At 49.9% G+C, this 22,025-nt stretch carries 17 protein-coding genes; 12 read left to right on the top strand and 5 right to left on the bottom strand.

Translation table 11 applies throughout. The features are described 5' to 3' along the window. Positions 1-32 precede the first annotated feature (32 nt). Both DWX59_RS13085 and DWX59_RS13080 read right to left on the bottom strand, forming a co-directional pair. Entirely contained in the window at positions 33-1,424 is a 1,392-nt protein-coding gene (locus DWX59_RS13085; RefSeq protein ID WP_117559666.1) for an MATE family efflux transporter, read from the bottom strand. 185 nt (positions 1,425-1,609) lie between these two features. After that, positions 1,610-2,938, bottom strand: coding sequence for a sodium-dependent transporter (locus tag DWX59_RS13080; RefSeq protein WP_117559743.1), 1,329 nt, complete (start codon positions 2,936-2,938; stop codon positions 1,610-1,612). Between the two features lie 291 nt (positions 2,939-3,229). Between DWX59_RS13080 and DWX59_RS13075 the strand changes: the two genes are divergently transcribed. From DWX59_RS13075 to DWX59_RS13050, 6 genes are all read left to right on the top strand, one after another. Then, positions 3,230-4,783: a nitrilase-related carbon-nitrogen hydrolase gene (locus tag DWX59_RS13075; RefSeq protein WP_117559665.1), complete on the top strand. Its 1,554-nt coding sequence runs from the start codon at positions 3,230-3,232 to the stop codon at positions 4,781-4,783. After that, complete coding sequence (locus DWX59_RS13070; protein ID WP_117559664.1) at positions 4,780-6,144, top strand: dihydroorotase; 1,365 nt, start codon at positions 4,780-4,782, stop codon at positions 6,142-6,144. Before DWX59_RS13075 ends, DWX59_RS13070 begins: the two co-directional genes overlap by 4 nt. A 35-nt stretch (positions 6,145-6,179) precedes the next feature. Beyond that, positions 6,180-7,280: a TRAP transporter substrate-binding protein gene (locus DWX59_RS13065; RefSeq protein ID WP_165641340.1), complete on the top strand. Its 1,101-nt coding sequence runs from the start codon at positions 6,180-6,182 to the stop codon at positions 7,278-7,280. 62 nt (positions 7,281-7,342) lie between these two features. After that, positions 7,343-7,867 (top strand): TRAP transporter small permease, encoded by a 525-nt coding sequence (locus tag DWX59_RS13060; protein WP_117559662.1) that lies wholly within the window; start codon positions 7,343-7,345, stop codon positions 7,865-7,867. Then, the gene (locus DWX59_RS13055) at positions 7,861-9,132 is read left to right on the top strand and encodes a TRAP transporter large permease (protein ID WP_165641341.1); all 1,272 of its coding nucleotides are present in this window, start codon (positions 7,861-7,863) and stop codon (positions 9,130-9,132) included. Before DWX59_RS13060 ends, DWX59_RS13055 begins: the two co-directional genes overlap by 7 nt. A gap of 88 nt (positions 9,133-9,220) precedes the next feature. Then, on the top strand, positions 9,221-10,147 hold the full coding sequence (locus tag DWX59_RS13050) for a LysR family transcriptional regulator (RefSeq protein ID WP_165641342.1): 927 nt from the start codon (positions 9,221-9,223) through the stop codon (positions 10,145-10,147). 92 nt (positions 10,148-10,239) lie between these two features. Here DWX59_RS13050 and DWX59_RS13045 read toward each other — a convergent pair whose 3' ends face one another. Genes DWX59_RS13045 through DWX59_RS13035 form a run of 3 tightly spaced genes read right to left on the bottom strand, consistent with a single transcriptional unit; the run spans position 10,240 to position 11,373 of the window. Beyond that, positions 10,240-10,851 carry a manganese catalase family protein gene (locus DWX59_RS13045; RefSeq protein WP_008723243.1) on the bottom strand — a complete coding sequence of 204 codons (612 nt, stop codon included), beginning with the start codon at positions 10,849-10,851 and terminating at the stop codon, positions 10,240-10,242. Between the two features lie 14 nt (positions 10,852-10,865). Next, on the bottom strand, positions 10,866-11,162 hold the full coding sequence (locus DWX59_RS13040) for a spore coat protein CotJB (RefSeq protein ID WP_117559659.1): 297 nt from the start codon (positions 11,160-11,162) through the stop codon (positions 10,866-10,868). Further along, a complete protein-coding gene (locus tag DWX59_RS13035) occupies positions 11,155-11,373 on the bottom strand; it encodes a spore coat associated protein CotJA (RefSeq protein ID WP_117559658.1) in 219 nt (72 codons plus the stop codon). Before DWX59_RS13035 ends, DWX59_RS13040 begins: the two co-directional genes overlap by 8 nt. A 340-nt stretch (positions 11,374-11,713) precedes the next feature. Between DWX59_RS13035 and DWX59_RS13030 the strand changes: the two genes are divergently transcribed. The 6 genes from DWX59_RS13030 to DWX59_RS13000 all read left to right on the top strand — a co-directional run bounded on the left by DWX59_RS13030 (position 11,714) and on the right by DWX59_RS13000 (position 22,019). Continuing rightward, a complete protein-coding gene (locus DWX59_RS13030) occupies positions 11,714-13,165 on the top strand; it encodes an aspartate ammonia-lyase (RefSeq protein ID WP_117559657.1) in 1,452 nt (483 codons plus the stop codon). 274 nt (positions 13,166-13,439) lie between these two features. Then, positions 13,440-14,270: an AraC family transcriptional regulator gene (locus DWX59_RS13020; RefSeq protein WP_117559655.1), complete on the top strand. Its 831-nt coding sequence runs from the start codon at positions 13,440-13,442 to the stop codon at positions 14,268-14,270. A gap of 108 nt (positions 14,271-14,378) precedes the next feature. Further along, positions 14,379-17,708 carry an EAL domain-containing protein gene (locus tag DWX59_RS13015; protein WP_117559654.1) on the top strand — a complete coding sequence of 1,110 codons (3,330 nt, stop codon included), beginning with the start codon at positions 14,379-14,381 and terminating at the stop codon, positions 17,706-17,708. A 383-nt stretch (positions 17,709-18,091) separates the two neighbouring features. Continuing rightward, positions 18,092-19,513 (top strand): MATE family efflux transporter, encoded by a 1,422-nt coding sequence (locus DWX59_RS13010; protein WP_117559653.1) that lies wholly within the window; start codon positions 18,092-18,094, stop codon positions 19,511-19,513. Positions 19,514-19,545: 32 nt separating this feature from the next. Further along, positions 19,546-21,123 (top strand): ribosomal protection-like ABC-F family protein, encoded by a 1,578-nt coding sequence (gene abc-f / locus DWX59_RS13005; RefSeq protein ID WP_117559652.1) that lies wholly within the window; start codon positions 19,546-19,548, stop codon positions 21,121-21,123. Between the two features lie 131 nt (positions 21,124-21,254). Continuing rightward, positions 21,255-22,019: a DeoR/GlpR family DNA-binding transcription regulator gene (locus tag DWX59_RS13000; protein ID WP_117559651.1), complete on the top strand. Its 765-nt coding sequence runs from the start codon at positions 21,255-21,257 to the stop codon at positions 22,017-22,019. Positions 22,020-22,025: the final 6 nt, after the last annotated feature.

Below are 22,025 nucleotides of genomic sequence, written 5' to 3'. Positions count from 1 at the left end.
GGGCCTTGCCGGCAGGTCCCAACCGGTATGGATTACCCTTCTGCCTGCTGCAGCTGTTTCATCTGGGACAGCTCCCTGACCACGAACAGCGCGGCAAGGGCAGCTGCCATCAGATCGGCCACAGGCGCAGAGTACATGACACCTTCAATGCCGAAAATCAGGGGCAGGATTATGATCAGGGGCAGGAGGAAGATGATCTGCCGGGTAAGGGAGATGAAGATGCCCTTGGCCGCCTTACCGATGGAGGTAAAGAAATTGGCCGTAATGGGCTGAAGCCCGTTCAAAAAAGTGAAGAACAGGAAAATCCGGAAGTACTGCTCTGCAAAGTGGAAATATTCCTCGCTTCCCGAACCGAAAATGCCGATGATCTGGCGGGGCACCAGCTGGAAACATAAAAATGAAAAAGTTGATATGGCCGTGGCAATGCATACCGCCTTCAGGTAAGCCTCCCGCACACGCTCATAGTTCCCGGCCCCGTAATTATAGCTGACAATGGGCTGCAGTCCCTGGGAAAGGCCGATGACCAGGGAAAAGAATATCATGTTTACCTTGGTAATGATGCCTGCGCAGGCCAGCGGGATTTCGCTGCCATAGTGGGACTGCGCGCCGTAATACCGCAGGGTATTGTTCATCACAATCTGTATCACCATCATGGCCATCTGGTTAAAGAACGGGGCCATGCCCAGTGCCGCAATGGCCTTTATATGGGAAGGCAGCGGCCGCAGGGATCGCAGGGACAGGTACACGGTCTTAAAACGCGTCAGATATCCAATGACCATGAGCCCGGATACAATCTGCCCAATAATGGTTGCCAGTGCGGCCCCGGCCATTCCCATATGGAAGCCGAAAATGAAAAGGGGATCCAATATTGTATTGATGACAGCGCCTGCAAGGGTGCATACCATGGAGTATCTGGGGCTTCCGTCCGCCCGCACCAGGTTGGAACCGCCGGTGGCAAGAATCAGGAAGGGGAATCCAAGGCTTGTGATTCCGGTGTAGGTCAGTGAGTAATCCAGCACTTCCGGCGTGGCCCCGAACAGGACCATCATGGGCTTTAAGAAAATCCGTACCACCAGGCAGAGGATCAGGCCGATGGCAAAAAGCAGGAAGATGGAATTGCCTGCGTAACGCCGTGCCTCCTCCTTTTCACCACGTCCCATGGCCAGGTTAAAGTTGGCGGAACCGCCAATCCCGCACATAAGGGATACCGCAGTACAGGTGATGGTCAGGGGAAACGCCACATTGGTGGCAGCATTGCCCAGCATGCCCACGCTTCTTCCGATAAAGAACTGGTCCACGATATTGTACAGCGCGCTGACCAGCATGGCGATGATGCTGGGAATGGCAAAGCGGGCCAGAAGGATGTTGATGGGCACGGAACCCAGGGGATTATTGTCCGTATTCTCTGTTGGTGCAGATGTCATCTCATTACCTCGTCTTTCGTTGGGGATATTGGCAGGAAAACGGAGCCGTATCATGCCCCCATATCCACAGGAATAAAAGTCCCCCTGTCAGAAAGCAGGTGACAGGGAGTCACATATATAGTAAGAAGTATACTACTTTTTTTGAGACAGAGTCAATACGGTATGGGAGAAAAAGATACGGATCCTCACCCAATGCCGCCAAATGAAATACCTAGTATAAATACAAGGACCGTCAATCCGCAGAACACATATCTGGCCATAAAGGAAAAACATTTCCCGGGCCCATGCATACGTCCTTTTCCAACCTCATCCTGAACATAATCCCATCCACACACCCAGAAAAACATGATGCCGGCCAGCGCCGCCCCAAGGGGGCATATATAGATGGACACAAAGTCCATCCAGTCAGCCACCATGCCCTGGATGCAGATTCCTATGACAAACCCAGCGGACACCATGGCTGTTACGGCGGTTTTCCGGCTCATGGATAACTGCTGCTCCATGGTTGCAATCGGCGCCTCAAACAGGTTGATCAGGGAAGAGATTCCTGCAAAGAGCACGGCCACGAAAAATGCGGCAACCAGGATACGGCTTCCTGGCATGGACTTAAACAGGTTTGGAAGGAAGATGAATATCAGTCCGGGACCGCCCTGGTCCAGCCGGGAGCCGGCTGCTGCCATGGCCGGGATGATCACAAAGGCAGCCAAAAGCGCGGCCAGTGTATCAAATAACGCCACTTTCCAGGCAGCGCCCATAACATCCTCGGTATCCTCCAGATAAGAACCGTATATCAATGTTCCATTGCCTGCCAGGGAAAGGGAGAAGAATGCCTGTCCAAGGGCAAATACCCAGGTCATGGGATCCAGAAGCCCTTTCCTGTCAATCCGGAAAATATACCGGTACCCATCTGCTGCATGGGGCTGGAACGCCATATACACGGCCAGCCCGAAAAACAGGAAGAAAAACAGAGGCATGATAAGTTTATTAATCCGCTCAATTCCATTGGAAATACCCAGTACCATGATGATGAAAGTTATGGCAAGCCCTGCTGTCTGCCACCAGTTATTGCCAAAGGCAGACGCCATTGACCCGAAAGCATGGCTGAAACCATCTATGCTGTCAGGCGCAAGGACCGCACCGGTAAATGCGCCCACGCAGTATTTGAGTATCCACCCCACAATCACAGAATAACCGATGGCCAGCGCCAGGGAACCGATTACAGGGATGCAGCCAATGGCCTCGCCTAACCGTCTGTTATTCCAACGCCTGGCCGCCGCATACCCAAAGGCGCCCATGGGGCCGGAACGGGCGGCCCTTCCAAAGGACATTTCCCCGATTACCCCTGAGAGCCCTATGATAATTACAAAAAAGAAATAAGGCAGGAGGAATGTCCCTCCTCCATATCTGGATACCCTGGCGGGAAACATCCATATGTTGCCCATGCCCACGGCAGAGCCGATACAGGCAAGGATGAATCCCCATCTGGATTTCCAGGAATCCCGTTCCGGGTTTATTTGTACGCTGTTCACCTGATACCTCCCTAAAATATTGTCGGATACTTATTGTAGAACAAAATAAATGCATTATCCATGTTATGATAACCCATTTTTATTTAAATGTACGGTAAATGAGTGGAAGGGATTAGGATATGGGTTTCAGACTATGAATTTTGGTAATTATAACGATAAAATAATTGAATTGTTATAATCATTTATCTATATTGACAACAATATTCTTTATGGCTATAATTTTAATTAAATAGTAAACAAACCATAGAAAAAAGTTATTAATAAAAAGGAGGGGCAATGAAACTAACAGTCATACAACTTTTGGCAGATGATATCAACCGTTTTCAAAACACGTCCCACAGGATCCAGCAGAAAATCAGGGAGGCGTGCCAGGAAGGAGCGGATCTGATCCTTTTGCCGGAATGCGCATATCCGGCTTATATGATAGGCCTGGAGAAAGAGCCGGACTCTTTGAGCAATATACCTGATTTTTTATCAAGGATGTCGGAACTTGCAGCTGGGAACCAGGTGTACCTTGCGGTTGGGACAGCCATGTTTGAGGACGGCGTCCTTTATAATGGAGTTGCAGTATTTGACAGAAGCGGGGAAATGATTGCCAAAGCTTATAAATCCAATCTTTGGCATTTTGATGGGAAATGGTTTTCCCAGGGAGAACCGGGGTGCGTATTTGACACGGAGTTCGGGAAAATCGGCGTGATGGTCTGTGCGGACGGGCGCATACCTGAAATCGTCCGGATCCTGAGGTTAAAAGGCGCCGGACTGATCCTGGACGCAGTGAACCTGGTTGCATCTGCATGCACCCCGGACCAGCTCACGAACCAGCAGTACCAATTCATGCTGCAGGCCAGGGCCAAGGAGAACGGGGTATACATAGCGGTCTGTGATAAAGCAGGCATTGAAAGCAGCACCGTCACCTGCCTGGGCCGCAGCATGATTGTGACTCCAGACGGCGATATCGCGGCGGAATGTTCGCCGGATAAGGAAGAGATGCTTACATATGAACTGGAGCTAAAGGAAATGCCGCCTCTTAAAGGACGCAGGCCGGAGCTTTACCGTATACTGGCAGAGCCAATCCGCACACTGCCGGTCACGGCTGTGATTGAGCGTCCTTACAGACTTTCAGACCTGGAGTGTTTTACGGCCGTGATCCGGTTTGACTGTACGGATGAAGCGGATTACGTTAAAAAGGCCGTGGATGGAATCAGGCGCGCTGCAATCCTGGATTCCAGACTGGCAGTATTGCCGGAAATGAAGGAGGGCATGGGTTTTAATGCCGGGTCCATGGAGTACCTTTGCAGCCACATGCCGGATCATATCTGCGCCGTGACAGCGTATGGCACGGATGGAGGGGGAAAAAGGGCAGTGGTATTCAACGCGGATGGCATCAAGGGAGAACTTCCTGCTTCCCATATAGATGGAAGCGGGGATGCGGATGAAATCCGTGTTCTGGAATTGTTCCCTGGCTGCTGTGTGGCCGCTGTATTTGGGGAGGAGATGGAAATCCCGGAGATTGCCCGCGTTGCCATGTTAAAAGGAGCAGATATATTAATCTGGTTTGACAGGAAGAACACTGGGGATACCATGAAGATGATGCAGACACGGGCAGCGGAGAACAAGGTATTTGTCCTGCGCACCACCCCCTGCGGCAGCATGGACTACAGCCTTGGGGTGAACCCGGACGGCGGTAAGCTGTTTACCACATTCTGCACCTTGGAGCAGACTGCTTCCGGCATGATCCATACGTCTCTCAGCAAATCCAAGGAAGTGGTGCCCGGCACCAATATTGTTTATGGAAGAAATCCAAACTATTATAAGGAGCTGACAATATGAACAGAGAGTTATTAATTGCAAATGCACTGGTTGTTTCCTCAAAAAGCTGCACCCCGGCGGACATCCTGGTTTCAGATGGGAAAATAGCGGCTCTGCTGGCGCCTGGCAGCGGCTGTGAGGCAAAAAAGGTAATCGATGTAAAAGGACGTCATGTAATGCCCGGATGTGTGGACGGCCACACCCACATGATGGATCCGGGATATACGGACCGTGAAGAATTTGAGACAGGCACCATGGCGGCTGCGGTAGGAGGCATCACTACCATCGTGGACCATCACCGGACGCTTCCGGCCGTGTATTCCATTGGTCCCCTGCTTGAGAAGATTGATTATCTCAGCGAACGGGCATGCGTGGATTTTGGCCTGAAAGGAGGCATTTCCCCGGATAATGTGGAAGAACTGCAGGCCATGTGGGATGCGGGAATCACGGGATTTAAGACATTTACCTGCAATCTGCACGGGGTAAAGGCCATGCACACGGCGTTCCTCATGCGCAGCTTTACCGAGGTGGCCCGCATGGGCGGCACGGTATTGATCCACTGTGAGGATGACGGCATATGCCAGTACAATGAGGAGGTCTTAAAGGCCGCAGGCCGGACAGACTATCACTCCCAATGGGAATGGCGTTCCAAGCTGGCGGAATATGTTGCGGTCCAGACCGTTATTTCCATTGCAAAGGAAACAGGCTGCAGGGTTGTCATCGCCCATGTGAGCCAGCCGGACCTTCTGACCCAGCTTCGGGATGCCCGTGAGCAGGGGTATGAGATTTATGCGGAAAGCTGTCCCCATTATTTCAACCTTACGGTTGAGGACCTAGAGAAAAAGGGGCCCTGGGCAAAATTTACCCCGCCAATGAATACGGCTGAGAACCAGGCGCTTCTCTGGAAGAAGTTTGACCAGGGTTTTGTGACCACCATCGGTTCCGACCACTGCCCTTATCCCAAGGAGCAGAAGGTGCCGGGAGAAACGGATATATGGGATGCGCCCAATGGGATTCCGGGAATAGAGACATCCCTGCGCCTGATGCTTAACGGAGTCAGCGAGGGAAGGACAAGCATTAACAGGGTAGTGGAATGCATGTGTGAGAACCCTGCAAAAGTCTATGGACTCTTTCCGCAGAAAGGACAGATTGCAGTGGGGGCGGATGCCGATATGGTGGTTCTTGACATGGATAGGGCGGAAATGGTCAGCAATGATAAGATTGTTTCAAAATGTGGATGGTCACCATTTGACGGGAAGATTCTTAAGGGGTTCCCGGAACTGGTATTTGTGCGCGGCAGGCTGGTGGGGGATAACGGGGCCTTTGTTGGCCAGAAGGGTTATGGAAGGTTTGTAAGGCGCATTCAATCCTGTATGAAGTAGTCACATATAAACTTAATAACATGAGGAGGGTTACAATGAAAAAAAAGGTTTTGGCGGTTTTATCAGTTTCTTTAGCAATGACATTCCTGCTGGGTGCATGCGGCGGCAGCGCCAAGCCGCAGACAGAAGCACCGGCATCCCAGGGAACGGCTGCCGGGGGAAGCACTGAAGCAGAGGCTCCGTCCGGAGATAAGATTGTCATGAAAATCAGCCACGTATCATCACCGGGAAGCGCGCGCGACCTGGGGTGCCAGAAGTTGGCAGAGGTGGTGGAAGAGATGACAGGCGGCAGGGTGGAGGCACAGATTTACCCATCATCCCAGCTGGGCGGACAAAGGGACCAGGTGGAGGGCGCGCAGTTCGGCACAATTGAGTGCGTGGTGGTGCCCACCTCTTATCTGGGCGGGACCTGTCCCATGATGACCTTGCTGGATACGCCGTATCTTCTTCCGGATGATCCGGAACAGCTCTATGAACTTTATCAGTCCGACGCAATCAAATCCCTCAGGGACACCACCACGGAAAAGGGTATCCTGACCATGGCAATCTGGCAGACCGGTTATAAAGTGTGGTCAGCCAATAAGCCATTGCTTGACCCGGCGGATATGAAGGGGCTTAAGGTGCGCGTGATGAACTCGCCGATTCTTTTTAAACAGGCGGAAGTGTTAGGCGCTACCGGCATCACAATGGATTTTGGGGAGACTTACGGCGCCCTTCAGAATAAGGCGCTGGACGGACAGGAGAATCCCATTGATACGATTTATGATATGAAGTTCCATGAAGTACAGACAGATATCACAAAAACCAACCATTCAGGACTGGACCAGGTTGTGTTAATCAATAAAGCCTGGTACGACGGACTGGATGCGGACATACAGGAAGCAATCACCCAGGGCGTTAAGCAGGGAGGACGCGTCTGTCTTGAGGAAACCCTTGCATTGGCTGAAAAGGATGAAAAGTTGATTGCGGATACCGGAAAGACAGCAATCCATGAGCTGGATGATGAGCAGAAGGCTGCATGGCGCACAGCCATGGTTCCGGTACAGGAATATGCACGGACCAGCCAGGGCGCGGAAGGTGAGAAGATTTATGACGCCATAGTGGCTGCCAGAAAAGAAATTACCGGGGAACAGTAAACATCATATAACCGGGCATCTGAAAATGCTGCCCGGTTTTTTAAAATGAGGGAGAATTAAGAATGGACACTCTGGAGAAAAAAAGTGTTCTGGAGCGTATTGACTGTGCCACAGAACAAATAGAAAATGTAGTCATGAGCCTGGGCCTGCTTACTATTTCCGGGATTGTGTTTGCTAATGTGATTGCGCGCTATTTTTTTCAGACCGCATTTGCATGGTCTGAGGAGCTGGCCCGGTACGTGGTGGTCTGGGTAACCTTTTTTGGAATCAGTTCCTGCGCCCGGTATCATACACATGTGGGCGTGGATTTGTTGTCCAATTTTTTAAAGGGAAGGGCAAAACTGGTTTATCAGGCCCTTATCTGCCTGATTAGTGTGGGACTGTCCGTTTATATGACTTATATCAGCATTGGATTTACCATCATGCAGTATAAAGGCGGCAATACCAGTATTGCCATTGCAATTCCAATCTGGCTGATTTATCTGTCCACGAATATTGGATTTGGCCTGATGTCGTATGTATACCTGCGTAATTTCATGAAATTATGCAGCGGCTTCAGGACTGGGAAGGAGGGAACGGAATGTTAGCGGTCTGCGGTGTGCTTTTTTTGGGGCTTCTGATTCTTGGGGTACCTATATTCATGTCTATGATAATCCCGTGTCTGGCGGCCCTGCGTATGAATTTTCCGGGAATGGACATGGGTCTTACCATACAGCGTATGGTGGGAGGGATTGATACATTTTCCCTGCTGTCCATCCCGTTCTTCATGTACGCGGCCGATATCATGTCTAAGGGGGATATCGGACATAAGCTGGTCAATTTTGCAAATAAGCTGGTTGGACATCTGCCCGGGGGACTTGCAATTACCACGGTTGTCACATGTACGATTTTTGGCGCTATCTCAGGCGCAGGACCGGCAGCCATTGTGGCAATCGGTTTAATCCTTTATCCGGCGCTCTGCAAAGACGGATATGACCCTGATTCCGCCATTGGATGCATTACTGCAAGCAGTACGCTGGCAATGCTGGTTCCGCCTGGGATTGCAATGATCCTTTATGGCGTCTCGGCAGGCGCTTCGGTGGGAAAGCTGTTCATGTCAGGGCTTTCTGTGGGCGTGCTGATTGCCGTTGTTTTCAGCGTTTATGTCTGTATTGATGCAATCCGTAACAAAATACCGCGGCAAAAGCCAGCTACCTTCAAGGAGGTCTTACAGGCAACCGGCAAAGCATTCTGGGCATTGGGACTTCCGGTCATCATCCTGGTGGGAATCTATGCAGGGGTCATGACGCCTACGGAAGCGGCCGCTGTGGCGGTTGCATATGTGCTGGTAGTGGAGTTATTCATCTACCGGTCCATTTCATTTAAGGATGTATTTGAAATCGGCATCACATCCGGGCGCATGGTTGCCATGATATTCATCCTGATTGGCGCTGGATCCCTTTTGTCCTGGATACTGACCGCGGCCCAGGTGCCCCAGAAAATCGTGGCATTGACCTCAGGCACATCCAGTTATGTGGTCCTTCTTATCATTAACCTTTTGTTCCTTGTGGCGGGTATGTTCATGGATCCCAATTCCATTGTCATTGTACTGACTCCCCTGGTTCTTCCCATGGCGCAGGTCATTGGGCTTGATACGCTTCACCTGGGCATGATTATTGTGCTGAACTGTGCAATCGGTATGCTGACGCCGCCTTTCGGATTGAATATTTTCGTGTCGGTGGGAACCTTTAACCGTCCCTTTGAGCGGGTGGTAAGACCGCTGTGGCCGTATATTTTCATGATGCTTTTCATATTGGTGCTGGTCAATCTGGTTCCGGCAATCAGCTTGTGGCTGCCCGGCCGGATGGCCTGACTGGGAGGAGGGGGATTTTCTGAAGCCATTGATTGACAAATCAAAGGTCAGATGTTAGGATGGATGCAAGATAAGGATGGTGGGCTATTTGGATATCAAACAACTCCGGTATTTTGTAGGTATTGTAGAGGCGAACGGGTTTTCCGAAGCAGCGAAAAAACTGTATGTTTCCCAGCCTACTCTCAGTAAGGCCATGAAGCACTTAGAAGAAAACCTGGGAGTGCAGCTGATTTACATGTCAGGAAAAAAGGTGCAGATTACGGACTGCGGCAGACAGCTTTATGCCATGGCAAAGGGCGTGATAGAGCAGCATGATTCTATTTTCCGGGCCATGCATGACCTGACAAGCCTGCAAAAGGGAGTAATCCGTGTGGGTATCCCGCCTATTATTGGAACCTGCGTATTTCCAAGCCTGATAGCAGGATTCATAGGATTGTATCCGGGCATAGAGTTCCAGATTGACCAGCATGGTGCAAAACATATCCAGTTATTGGTGGACAAGGGAGAACTGGATGTGGGCTTTACCATCTGTCCGGTCATCACCGGCGCATTTGACGTGGTGCCGGTTGTGGAAGATAAGAATGTGCTGGTGGTTAGCACACAGCACCAGCTGGCCGGATGCGGCCGGGTCAGATACGAGCAGCTGCGCAATGAAAAGTTTGTGCTGCTGGGCGAGGAATATATGCTGAACAGCAACATTGTTAACGGATGCAGGGAGGCGGGATTCGAGCCCCGCGTCCTGGTAGAGGCATCCCAGTGGGACTTCATTGTCCAGCTGGTTAAGATTAACATGGGCATCTCCATCATACCGAGGCGTATCCTTGATATGTACCCGGAGCCAAGTATAGCGCAGGTGGATATTGAACACCCATCCTCCCTGTGGAGGGTTGTGATGGTTACTAAGAAGAACCAGTACCTGTCTTTTGCAGTACAGACATTCGTTACATATATGAAGGAGCAGGCAACCGCAATATTCCATCCGGACTTTGACTGTGAGATTATCCAGAACCCATAAATAACCAGGAAGGCCGGCAGGTAATTGTATCTGCCGGCCGCCTGGTTATCTTTTTATCCTGAAATGGTTATCTTTTATCCTGATGGTATATTTTATTCCTTTACAAACTGCTTGTCAAACTCAGCGTTAAAATAATAGAAGTTCTTTTCGTCCAGTTTGGATTTAATCTTTTCCAGCGCCTCCCCGAAACGCTGGAAATGAACCACTTCCCTGGCGCGCAGGAATTTAAGGGGTTCACGTACTTCCGGGTTTTCGATGACACGGATCAGGTTATCATAGGTGGTCCTGGCCTTCTGCTCCGCAGCCAGGTCCTCGTGAAGATCCGTGATGGCATCTCCCTTGGACTGGAATTCGCAGGCATTGAAAGGCACGCCGGCTGCAGCGGTTGGCCACAGGGCAGTGGTGTGGTCGATATAATACGCGTCAAACCCAGCGGTTTTTGCCTGTTCCGCAGTCAGGTTCTTGGTCAGCTGATAGATAATGGCGCAGATCATTTCCAGGTGTGCAAGCTCCTCTGTACCAATATCTGTCAGCAGTCCGCCTACCTCCTTGCATGGCATGGTGTAGCGCTGGGAAAGATAACGCATGGATGCGGCAAGCTCTCCGTCAGGACCGCCGAACTGGCTGATGATTAATGACGCTGTCTTAGGGCAGGTCTGGGTGATTTTAACTGGAAACTGTAACCGTTTTTCATAAGTCCACATGGCATGGCACCTCCTTAATTGTTTTGGATGTCCCAGGGCAGAGGTCCGTCAGACCAGGTAAAATGTTTCTGTCCGGGGTATTTTGTGTGGGATTCGGATTTGTTGTTGGTATCAGGACAGACGCAGTTTAAGGTAAGGGGTTCATATTCCTTTGCAAACGCGTCTAAAAGCTGCCTTCTCTGTGCCATCGCCTGGCTGAATTCCTCCAGTGCGCTGGTGTCTGTTGGATGGGTATCCAGATAAAGGTTTAAGTCATTGACAACAAAACTGATTTCATTAATCTGCTGAAGCAGTGTGCAGCGGTCAGACATGTTTTTCACCTCCTACTAAGAAGAATGGCAGGTCCAGACATGGGAAAATGGTTCCCTGTTTCAATGCTTTTGCAGGCTCATACGGTGTTTCCCAGGGCTGCATGGGAACGGTTGCGATTGCTAACTGGACGCCGGGGCCTGGAGCAGGAAGTTCCTTGCCGCATCCGCATTTGGATGCAGGTACGTTTGATTCACAGCTGCATAAATTCATGAATAACACTCCTTTCTGTTGAAAAAATGAGGACATGGTTCAGCCACATTCAGGCTTCATGATTAGTATGGGCGTGAAACGGATTTTTAGAGCCATTAAAATATGACAGTATAACCAGAAATAAGCGGTATGGACCTTTGAATACTTTATTAAATTAAGGAAAAGAGTCAATTTTATTATTAAATTAATTTTTAACTTAATTTAGTTAATAAAACCAATAGTTTCCCAAAGTGTTTTCTTTTGGACCGGAACGTGTTATGATCCAGATATACAGATGGGCGGCAGGGGCATGGGTGTTCCGGACGCCTGTCAATACAAGATTGCGGGAGGAAGGTATCATATGGTTACCAGGAAGGAATCTGATTCCATCGGAACAATGGAGGTGCCGGTGAAGGCGTATTACGGGGTTCAGACGCTGCGGGCAAAGAATAATTTCCATATTACGGGAAGGCCGCTCCACGGGGAGTTTATCAGGAACCTGGCCAGGATCAAGAAGGCGGCGGCGTTTACCAATATGACGGCCCATGTGCTGGATGAGCGCGTGGGGAATGCCATTGTGGCTGCATGTGATGAAATCATAGGGGGGAAGCTTCACGGGCAGTTCATTGTGGACGCCATCCAGGGCGGGGCCGGGACCTCCGCCAATATGAATGCCAACGAGGTGATTGCCAACCGGGCAATCGAGATCCTGGGCGGCACAAAAGGGGACTATTCCCTGGTCCATCCCAATGACCATGTGAACATGGCCCAGTCCACCAATGACGTGATACCCTGCGCCGGCAAGCTGACCATCCTGGGCCTGCTGCCCGGCCTTCTGGATGAACTGGAACGTCTGCAGAAATCCCTCCATCAGAAGTCCATTGAGTTTGACGATGTGGTTAAGATGGGAAGGACCCAGCTTCAGGATGCGGTCCCCATCAGGCTGGGGCAGTCCTTTGAGGCGTATGCTGCTGTGATTGGAAGGGACATCAGAAGGATCAGGGAACAGATGGATGAACTTAAGTATCTGAATATCGGCGCCACTGCTGTGGGCACGGCCATAAATGTGAATCCGGTTTACCTGTTCCACATCATCCGCAATATCAACCTTGTGTGCCAGACAGAGTGCGTCCAGGCAGACGACCTGTTTGACGCCACCCAGAATCTGGACTGTTTTGTACATACTTCATCCACCCTGCGCATCTGTGCCGTGAATCTTTCCAAGATATGCAATGACCTGCGTCTTCTGTCCAGCGGGCCAAAGGCCGGGCTGGGGGAGATTAACCTGCCGCCCAGGCAGAATGGTTCCTCCATCATGCCGGGAAAGATCAATCCTGTGATTCCGGAAGTTGTTTCACAGGTTGCGTTTAACATCATTGGCAATGATGTTACCGTGACCATGGCGGCCGAAGCAGGACAGATGGAGTTAAATGCATTTGAGCCAGTGATATTCTATAAGATATTTGAATCCATCGATACCCTTAAGGGGGCGGTGGAGACCCTGATTGACAACTGCATCCTGGGGATTACCGCCAACCGGGAACACTGCCGCAGGCTGGTGGAGTCCAGCGCTGCCCTTGCAACCGCCCTGTGCCCTGCCCTGGGGTATAAAAAGTCAGCGGATATTGCCAAGCGTTCCATGGAAACGGGAATCCCTGTAAGGAGAATCGTGCTGGAAGAAAAGCTGATGACAGAAGCACAGCTGGACCAGTGCCTGAACCTTAAGGATATGACACAGCCAGGACATCTGGTGGAGTATCATAAGATGGGAGGGAGTGCCGGCGGGGAGAAGGACCGTGCAAAGGAATTATAACACAAAAATGCCAGACACTGGGGATGTCTGGCATTTTTGTAATTGTATTGTATTGTGTATAAAGGGGGATAAAATGTGTGAAAGGGGGAGGGCCCTTTCGGTTTTCGCAACAATTCATTTGCTGTATGTGTTCTTGCTTACAGGACATATTATATGATAAATGCATTGCAGGAACCATTGTCATAAGCCAAAAAAATATTGCAATCAGCACATTATTTGGTACAATGGACATAACAGTGAAGAAGCCGTGTGAAAACGGCGGAAAGGAAACACATTGTACCAGGAGGAAAGCTTTAGGACCAACGGGGTGATGTATGCCCATACACGCAGCGATGAGGCTGATATGGAGTATAAGATGCACTGCCATGACAGTTACGAGATTTACTATATGATAACAGGCAATGTGGAATATCTTCTGGAAGGAAGGCCATATATCCCAAGGCCTGGAAGCCTTATCGTCATCCCGCCCGGGTGTTTCCACGGTTTGAAGGTGCTGGATGGGGAAGAGTACCACCGCATACGTGTGCATTTTGTAAAGGAGCTGCTGGGGGAACGGGAGCGGGAGCTGCTGCTGGGGCCCTTTGCCAGGGGCTGGTGCTGTTACGAGGAGCAGTTTCAGATGGAGTGGTATTTCCATGCCCTTGAAGAGTGCGGTTCCTATGGGAAGGATTTACAGGATATTGCAATTAGCGCACGGATGCTGTCTATTTTGACTAAGATTTTTGCAATCTGTCAGGATGGGGCAGGGGCATCCGGGGGAAAGGACGGACAGGCCAGGGATATCATCCGCTATATCAATGAGCATCTGAAAGAGCCTCTGACCCTGGAAGGGCTTGCCGGGACATTTTACATGAGTAAGAACCATCTGACCTCCATATTTAAGAGGGCAACCGGTACCACGGTGGCGCGTTATATACTATACAAGCGTATGGCAGTGGTGCGGGGTGAGCTGTCGGCAGGGATACCGGCAGCGGAGGCAGCTTCCAATGCAGGGTTTGGGGATTATTCCAGCTTTTTCAGGGCGTATAAGAAAATGTTCGGATGCGCGCCCACGGACAAAGGGGGAGCTGGACTGCCTGCGATGGATAAAAGCAGGGATTTCTGACAGCAGTCGGAAAAATTCATAAAAAACGGATAGTGCGCCTTTCATGCAATGGTATGATTAAAAATAATATTTGGCTGTCGGAATATTACAGACAGATGAGGAAAAAGAATGGAAGATAAGGATTTCACCAAATGCTTTGTATTTCATGATATGGACTGGGTACAGGATATCCTGCATATGTCGGAGCTGGGGCTGTGGAACATGGTGACAGACAAGGATATGCAGAATGTGAAATTTTATATTGACGGGACCATGGCCAGGCTGCTGGGGGCAAAGGAGAATATGTCCCCGGAGGCGTGTTTTGAGTTTTGGTACAAGCGTATCAACAGGGGAAACCATGCATATGTTAATGATGTCATGAACCGGATTGTCCATACGGGTAAGCTGTGTGAGGTCCAGTATACATGGAACCACCCGGAGTGGGGGGATATTCCGGTGCGGTGTGCGGGCAGGTCCCGCCAGCTTCCGGACGGGAGGGTCCTGATAACCGGGTATCACCAGAATATGGCGGACCTGGAACAGATGAAGCGGTGGTCCATGAATGTGAGCTGGGAAGAGGTCTTTGAGTACAATATGACCAGCGGGACGGCCCTCATCTATACGGACCGCAAGGTCACATACGGTACGGAGAAGCAGATACAGGGATTTCCTGAGGTGTGGGCGGACTCTGATATGGTGCATCCTGGATTTAAGGAGACCTTCCTGCAGGCATTCCGTGTCCTGCGGACAGGAGGGGACCATGCGCGGTGTGAGATCAGGCTTAAGAACCGGGATGGGGAATACAGCTGGTTTGCCATGGAACTGGAGGTCCTGTCCTATGAGGAGGGCTGCCCGGAGATTGTACTGGGCCGGTTTGAGGACATCACCAGGCTCAAGGAGCTGGAGAACGCCTATATCAGGCAGGCCAGGGTCAATCAGCTGCTTTTGGAAGATTCCCTGGCTCACGCTGAGGTGGACCTGACAGGGGACCGGGTGATGCGGCTTTACGGGAACTGGAAGCGCTGCCTGGGGCATATGGAGGAGCACAGTTACAGCAGGCTTCTGAACATGCTTGAGTACAAGGGCGTCAAACCGGAAGACAGGAAGGACTTCAGGCTTTACTTTGACAGGGAAAGCCTTCTGGCAAGGTTTGAGGCAGGCAGACATAGGGTGTCCATGAATTACAGGCGGCTGTTTGATGGGGACAGGCTGCGCCATGTCCAGCTGGCTGTATATATGTTTCAGGAACCTGCCGGCAATCACATATTCGGCGTATTCTGCCTGCTGGACAGGGAGGGGAGGAAGGACCCAGATAAGGAACAGGAAAGGGCAGGACAGGAAGCGCAGGGGAATGAGTTTGCCCAGCTTTTATCATCCGTAGGCGATGCAGCCTGTCTCATCGACCCTGATACATATGAACTGATTGAAGCCAACCAGGCTTATTACAGGATGATCGGTATGGCAGAGGAAGACTGCCGGGGCCGTAAATGCCATGAACTGTTTTATGGAAGCAGCAAACCATGTATGTTCTGCAATGGCTTTAACTGGGAATGGGACCGTTTCTCCCTGTGGGAAAACACAGACCCCAGGCAGGGCATAAAGCGCCTTATGAAGACGCGCATGGTGGAGTGGAAGGGAATGCCCGCGGTCCTGACCATTGGCATTGAAGCGGCCTATGAAAGCAGTAAGACCGAACCCTTAACAGGCATACCGGATACCAGGGCAGAGGTGGCCAATAAGGTGATAAGCTGCATCTATGCCATGATAGAAGCCAGGACCATGGAAGAGTCTATGAGACGCATGATGGACGTGCTGGCGGACCATTATAAGGCCGGACATGTCCTGATATACCTTCAGAAGGAAAATGGATTCGGCTATGAGTGCGCCTTCCGCAGGGATGAAAGGGACGGGCCCCCTGCCAGCGGCAGCCTGGAAGGCCATATCCAGGAATGGCTGGACCAGAACCACCAGGGCGGGGTCAGGGACATAGAAGAACCCCAGGATATACTGCCTGAGTCTTTTGAACTATATCAGGATATGGAACGGGAACAGGTTTCCAATATGGCCGTATTCCCCATTGTCTGTAAAAAGGGGGAACTGGGTTATATTGTGATGCTGGAACGCAGGGGCCAGGATTCCCTGGACCTGGTGAATATGCTTCTGTTTTTCATTGCACAGGAAATCAGCAGACGGCAGGATGCAATAAAGCTGGAGTACAGCATCTATAAAGATTCCCTGACCGGGCTGCTCAACAGGAGCAGCTATGACCGGTTCCGCAGGTCCTTCAAAGCAGACAACGTTGTTTCCATTGGCGTCATCATAATTGACATCAATGATTTGAAGTCGGTTAACGATATAAGGGGGACCGAGGCAGGAGATGCGCTGATCCGCCAGGCAGCAGGAATCATAGGGCGGCGGTTCGGCGGCTGTGCGGTATTCCGGCTAAACAGCAATGAGTTTGATATTGTGATGGAAAATATTTCCTATTCTGAGTTTGAGCACAGGTCCAGCTCCCTTGTACGGGAATTGAACAGCAGGCAGGATATGTCTGTTTCCGCGGGCAGGGTATGGGATGACAGGCAGAAGAACCTGGACTGGGCCATGAAGCAGGCCGGGGAACTGATGCGGATTGACAAGCAGCGGTATTATGAGACAAAACCCGGCATGACCGGTTCCGGCCGCCTGGATTTAATCAAAGGCCTGCTCCGCAGCATCGAAAGCGGGGAGTTCAGGGTGGTACTGCAGCCAAAGCTGTATCTGAAGACCGGTACGTGTGCCGGGGCAGAGGCATTGATACGGTATTATCATCCTGAGAAGGGAATCATCATGCCCTCCGGGTTCATCGGCGTACTGGAACGGGAGAACCTGATAAGTTATGTGGACCTGTTTGTGTTTGAGGAATGCTGCCGCCTGCTGGAACATTGGGGCCGTATGGGCTGCAGGGAAGAGGTCCTGTCATTTAATTTTTCCAGGATGACCCTGCTGAATGCGGATATTGTATCCAGCGTGGCATCCATTGCGAAAAAATACGATGTGTCTCCCAATAAGCTGGAGATAGAGGTGACAGAGAGCATAGGGGAACTGGGACGGGACATGGTCTACAAGGCCCTGGCGGAATTTAAGAAGCTTGGCTACCGGATATCCCTGGATGATTTCGGCACCAAATACAGCAACATGGATATCCTTTCCGATGTGGAATTTGACGTGCTGAAGCTGGATAAGAGCCTGGTGGATAAGATTGACCGGGACAAGGTCAGCGGCCAGATTGTCAAGCATATCATTTCCATGTGCCATGACATGAAGATACAGACCATTGCCGAAGGCATTGAGGAGGAACTGCAGGAAGCGTATCTGAAGAAATGCAGATGCATGATCGGACAGGGATACCTGTATGGGAAGCCCATGGAGGTAGAGGCGTTTGAAAAGGATTTCCTGATGAGGAAGCTTGACAGGGTTTAGGAGAGTGGTTATAATATCATATGACATATAAGGAAAATACACAAGGAAAGGGTGGGTGCAATGTTATTTGGTAAGTTCTGCATTGATGATAGCTCCGCACAATTTAACATGATAAAACATTGTACGGAGCCTGAGAATACGGAAATGATGTTTGGCAGGGATATTGTCCCAACGTTCCAAAGCAATGGCTTTGGGATTTCATTTTCGTGTTTTCCAATAGGGATTTATTAGATATTTTAAGTATCTATTTAATTTTTTGGGGCGGCAGACAATGTTTGGTCTGCCGCCTTTTGTTATGGATAAGGTTACTTAGCCGGAAAGCAGAGGGCGCACTGGATTGGCGCAGTCCCTCTGTTTTTTTATTATGAAAGGTAGGGTTAACAATGAAAGATAAACAGGACCTGACAACAGGAAGCGTACCGGGAAAGCTGGCTGCCTTTGCGCTTCCCTTGCTCTTAGCCAACCTGCTGCAATCCTTTTACAGCATTGTTGATATGCTGGTGGTGGGCAGGGCAGTGGGAAAAAACGGGCTTGCCGCTGTAAGCAATGCTTCCATGATAGGATTCATTATCAACTCGGTGTGCATCGGTATTACCATGGGAGGCACGGTGGTGGCTGCCCAGTATAAGGGATTGGGTGATGAGACGGGGCAGAGGGAGACCGTGGGGACCTTGTTCTCAATTGCTTTTATTGCCTCAATTATTGTTACTGTGGCAGGGCTTCATGTATATGAACCGCTTTTCCGGGTGCTGAATGTTCCTTTGGAAGCAATGGCGGACGCCTGCAGTTATATGGAAATCATCTGCTGGGGCACTGTATTTGTGTTTGGCTATAATGCTGTGTGCTCCATTATGAAAGGGTTAGGTGATTCAAAAAGCCCGCTTTATTTTGTTGCGGCCGCAGCCGCGGTTAATGTTGCACTGGACATCATCCTGGTGGGTCCGCTGGGATTAGGGACAAAAGGAGCTGCTTATGCCACTGTTTTTTCACAGGGCATTTCCCTTGTGATTTCCGTGGTACATTTAAAGAAAAAGAACTTTATTTTTGATTTCAGGCCCAGCCATTTTACCATGATAAGGGATAAGGCAGCCGCTATTTTAAAAGTGGGGCTGCCCACAGCCATCCAGATGGCTGTTGTCAATATTTCCTATCTATTGATTACAGGCATGCTTAATAACTTTGGTGTCCCGGTGGCCGCGGCGTCCGGCGTTGGGTTAAAGGTCAATACACTTGCCGGCATGCCCTGCTGGGCAATCGGGCAGGCCGTAACAGCCATGGTGGGACAGAATATGGGCGCCCAAAAGATTGAAAGGGTAAAGAAAATAACCAGGGCAGGACTGGGCCTGAATCTGTCAATTACGCTTATTGTGGTCATCCTGGTACAGATTTTTGCAAAGCCGGTCATCATGTTATTTGACCCGGTCAGCACGGATGTGATTGAAGACGGAATCCTGTATTTGAGGATATGCTGCGGGGCAAACAGCCTGATATACGCGGTCATGTATACATTTGATTCCTTTGCCATCGGAACCGGCTCTGCAAACATTGCCATGGTCAATGCCCTGTTGGACGCGGTCATTGTCAGGCTTCCCGTAAGCTGGCTGTTGGCATTTGCCGCAGGAATTGGATTTCCCGGCGTGTATATCGGGCAGGCGGTTTCACCTTTTATCCCTGCGGTGGCCGGATGGTTTTACTTTAGAAGCAGGGGATGGGAAAACAGAGGGCTGATCCTTAAAAAGACGGAGCAGGATAAGAGGCAGGCGGATGGATTAGAAGAGAGAACAGTAGAGAGAACAGACAGGTAAGCCATGGACTGAGGAGGTTGAAAGATAGAATTATGAAAGGCATTAAAATGAACCTGGCTTTTGGGAACAAAATAATATATGAGGATGCGGATTTTGACATCAGCAGATATGATAAGGCAGGCGTTGTTGGAGTCAACGGGGCGGGAAAGACAACGCTGTTCCGTATCCTGCTGGGTGAGCAGGAATTAGACAGCGGCAGTATCGTGGCGGGAAATTTGCGGATTGGCCATCTGCCCCAGGAAGTGGTGATTGGGGAGGAAACCGGAACGGTCCTGGATTATCTGCAGGAAGGGCGCCCGATAGGCAGGCTGCAGGAAGAGCTGAACCTGGTTTACCAGAAACTGGAATCAGCAGGGGACCAGGAGCAGATCCGGCTGCTAAAACGGATGGATCAGCTGCAGTCACAACTGGAGTATTATGATTGTTATGAGGCGGGACATATTTTGCTGACCATCATTGAACGTATGGGGATTGATATTGATTTACTGGATATGCCGATTAACCGGTTGTCCGGGGGCCAGAAATCCAAGATTGCCTTTGCCCGCGTCCTGTACTCAAAGCCTGAAATCCTGCTTTTGGACGAACCCACCAATCATTTGGACGAAGGAACAAGAGGGTTTGTAACTGATTTTTTAAGGAATTACAAAGGCATGGTTTTGATTATCAGCCATGACACAGACTTTCTGAACCAGGTTATAAATAAAATCCTGTTCATTAATAAGTCCACGCACAAGATATCCGTATATGATGGGAATTATGATATTTACAAGAAGAAATACGAACAGGAAAAACGTCTGCAGGAACTTGTGATTGACCGGGAAGAAAAGGAGATAAAAGAACTGGAAGGGTTTGTACAGAGGGCAAGACAGGCAAGCCGTACCAATCATGCCATTAAGCGCATGGGTCAGGAGCGGGCGCTGCGCCTGGAGAAGAAACAGGATGCGCTGCACAGGCGCGAAGGGGTCTGCAGGCGCGTTAAAATGGATATCCGCCCCCTGCGGGAGGGTGCCGGTATCCCACTGGAAGTAGAAGGACTGTGGTTTCATTATCCAAACCAGCCGTACCTGTACAGGGACCTGAATTTTCATATTAACGCAAAGGAACGCTTTCTGGTGGTTGGCGAAAACGGGGTTGGAAAGTCCACATTGTTAAAGCTGATGATGGGTATCCAGACGCCTGACAGAGGAAATATCCGGTTCCATCCCAATACAGATGTGGCCTATTATGCCCAGGAACTTGAACAGCTTGATCTGCAAAAAACAGTTCTGGAAAATGTCAGTGCCCAGGGATGCACGATGAAACAGCTGCGTTCTGTTTTAAGTAATTTTTTATTTTATGAAGACGATATCAATAAAAAGGCTGAGGTCCTGTCACCAGGTGAGAAAGCCCGTATTGCACTGTGCAGGATCTTGCTGCAAAAGGCCAACTTCCTTATCCTCGATGAACCCACCAATCATCTTGACCCTGAAACCCAGGAGGTTATCGGAAGGAATTTCAGGCGGTTTGAAGGGACCATCATGGTTGTCAGCCACAATAGGCGGTTTGTTGAGCAGATTGGGATTAACCGGGTGCTGAGGCTGCCGTCGGGCAGGGTTGAGGATTATACGTGAGGGTATACTTCTTTCTAGAAAACAGCTTGTAATTTGTTGCGGAATGGGTTATTCTATATATGACAAATGCAAACAGAGTTTGCAATTTTTTGTAATAATTTGCAAGTATTAAACTGTGAGGGGTGCTTACTATGATTGCAACAGAACGCGCCAGCTATATTTTAAATAAGCTGCGGGATAAAAATACCGTTTCACTTAAGGAAATAGCATCCGAGCTGGATGTTTCAGAAGCAACGGTCCGCCGTGATTTTGAACGGCTTGACAAAGAGGGCTTTGTTGTCCGTGTCCGTTCAGGAGCCAAGCGCGTGGAACCGGTTGTGCCAGATCATGTTACACCGCTTGTGACCAGTGAGAAACTTACTGAATACACAGAGGAAAAGAACGCCATTGCTAAATTTGCAGCTGGTTTTGTTCATGACGGGGACTGCGTATTCCTTGACGGCGGTACCACCATTGCTCCCATGATTGATTTCATCCAGGATAAAAAGATTAAGATTGTTACGCACAATCTTCTGATTCCGCGAAGGTTAAAGAAGATGAATGTTGATATCTTCCTCCTGGGAGGCCACTATACACAGTTTCATGAGAGCACAATGGGGGTATATACTGAGAAGATGGTGTCCCAATTCCATTTCGACCATGCGTTCTTTGGGTGTTCAGGAATTGAACTTGTGCACCAGATGGTATACAATGATGATATTGATACGGTTCCCGTTAAGGAAGTTGCAATGAAGTATTCAAATAAGAACTATCTGCTGGCTGATTCCAGCAAACTTGGGAAGACAAGTTTCTGCCGTTTTTCCAACCTGAGTGCATTTGACAGCATAATAGTCAGCCCTCCCCAGGAGCAGGATATACTGCTACCCCCTAATTTTATTGTGGTACAAAATGATTAACATAGA

The organism is Enterocloster aldenensis (genome assembly GCF_003434055.1).
In the GTDB taxonomy this organism is placed as follows: domain Bacteria; phylum Bacillota; class Clostridia; order Lachnospirales; family Lachnospiraceae; genus Enterocloster; species Enterocloster aldenensis.
The sequence above is the reverse complement of the archived record's forward strand: the minus strand, read 5'-3'. Positions and strand labels throughout refer to the sequence as shown.

Excerpts from the sequence above, each read along its gene's own strand:
- DWX59_RS13085 (WP_117559666.1), bottom strand. The coding sequence starts at position 1,424 with ATGACATCTGCACCAACAGAGAATACGGACAATAATCCCCTGGGTTCC.
- DWX59_RS13075 (WP_117559665.1), top strand. The coding sequence starts at position 3,230 with ATGAAACTAACAGTCATACAACTTTTGGCAGATGATATCAACCGTTTT.
- DWX59_RS13070 (WP_117559664.1), top strand. The coding sequence starts at position 4,780 with ATGAACAGAGAGTTATTAATTGCAAATGCACTGGTTGTTTCCTCAAAA.
- DWX59_RS13065 (WP_165641340.1), top strand. The coding sequence starts at position 6,180 with ATGAAAAAAAAGGTTTTGGCGGTTTTATCAGTTTCTTTAGCAATGACA.
- DWX59_RS13060 (WP_117559662.1), top strand. The coding sequence starts at position 7,343 with ATGGACACTCTGGAGAAAAAAAGTGTTCTGGAGCGTATTGACTGTGCC.
- DWX59_RS13055 (WP_165641341.1), top strand. The coding sequence starts at position 7,861 with ATGTTAGCGGTCTGCGGTGTGCTTTTTTTGGGGCTTCTGATTCTTGGG.
- DWX59_RS13045 (WP_008723243.1), bottom strand. The coding sequence starts at position 10,851 with ATGTGGACTTATGAAAAACGGTTACAGTTTCCAGTTAAAATCACCCAG.
- DWX59_RS13040 (WP_117559659.1), bottom strand. The coding sequence starts at position 11,162 with ATGTCTGACCGCTGCACACTGCTTCAGCAGATTAATGAAATCAGTTTT.
- DWX59_RS13035 (WP_117559658.1), bottom strand. The coding sequence starts at position 11,373 with ATGAATTTATGCAGCTGTGAATCAAACGTACCTGCATCCAAATGCGGA.
- DWX59_RS13030 (WP_117559657.1), top strand. The coding sequence starts at position 11,714 with ATGGTTACCAGGAAGGAATCTGATTCCATCGGAACAATGGAGGTGCCG.
- DWX59_RS13015 (WP_117559654.1), top strand. The coding sequence starts at position 14,379 with ATGGAAGATAAGGATTTCACCAAATGCTTTGTATTTCATGATATGGAC.
- DWX59_RS13010 (WP_117559653.1), top strand. The coding sequence starts at position 18,092 with ATGAAAGATAAACAGGACCTGACAACAGGAAGCGTACCGGGAAAGCTG.
- abc-f (WP_117559652.1), top strand. The coding sequence starts at position 19,546 with ATGAAAGGCATTAAAATGAACCTGGCTTTTGGGAACAAAATAATATAT.
- DWX59_RS13000 (WP_117559651.1), top strand. The coding sequence starts at position 21,255 with ATGATTGCAACAGAACGCGCCAGCTATATTTTAAATAAGCTGCGGGAT.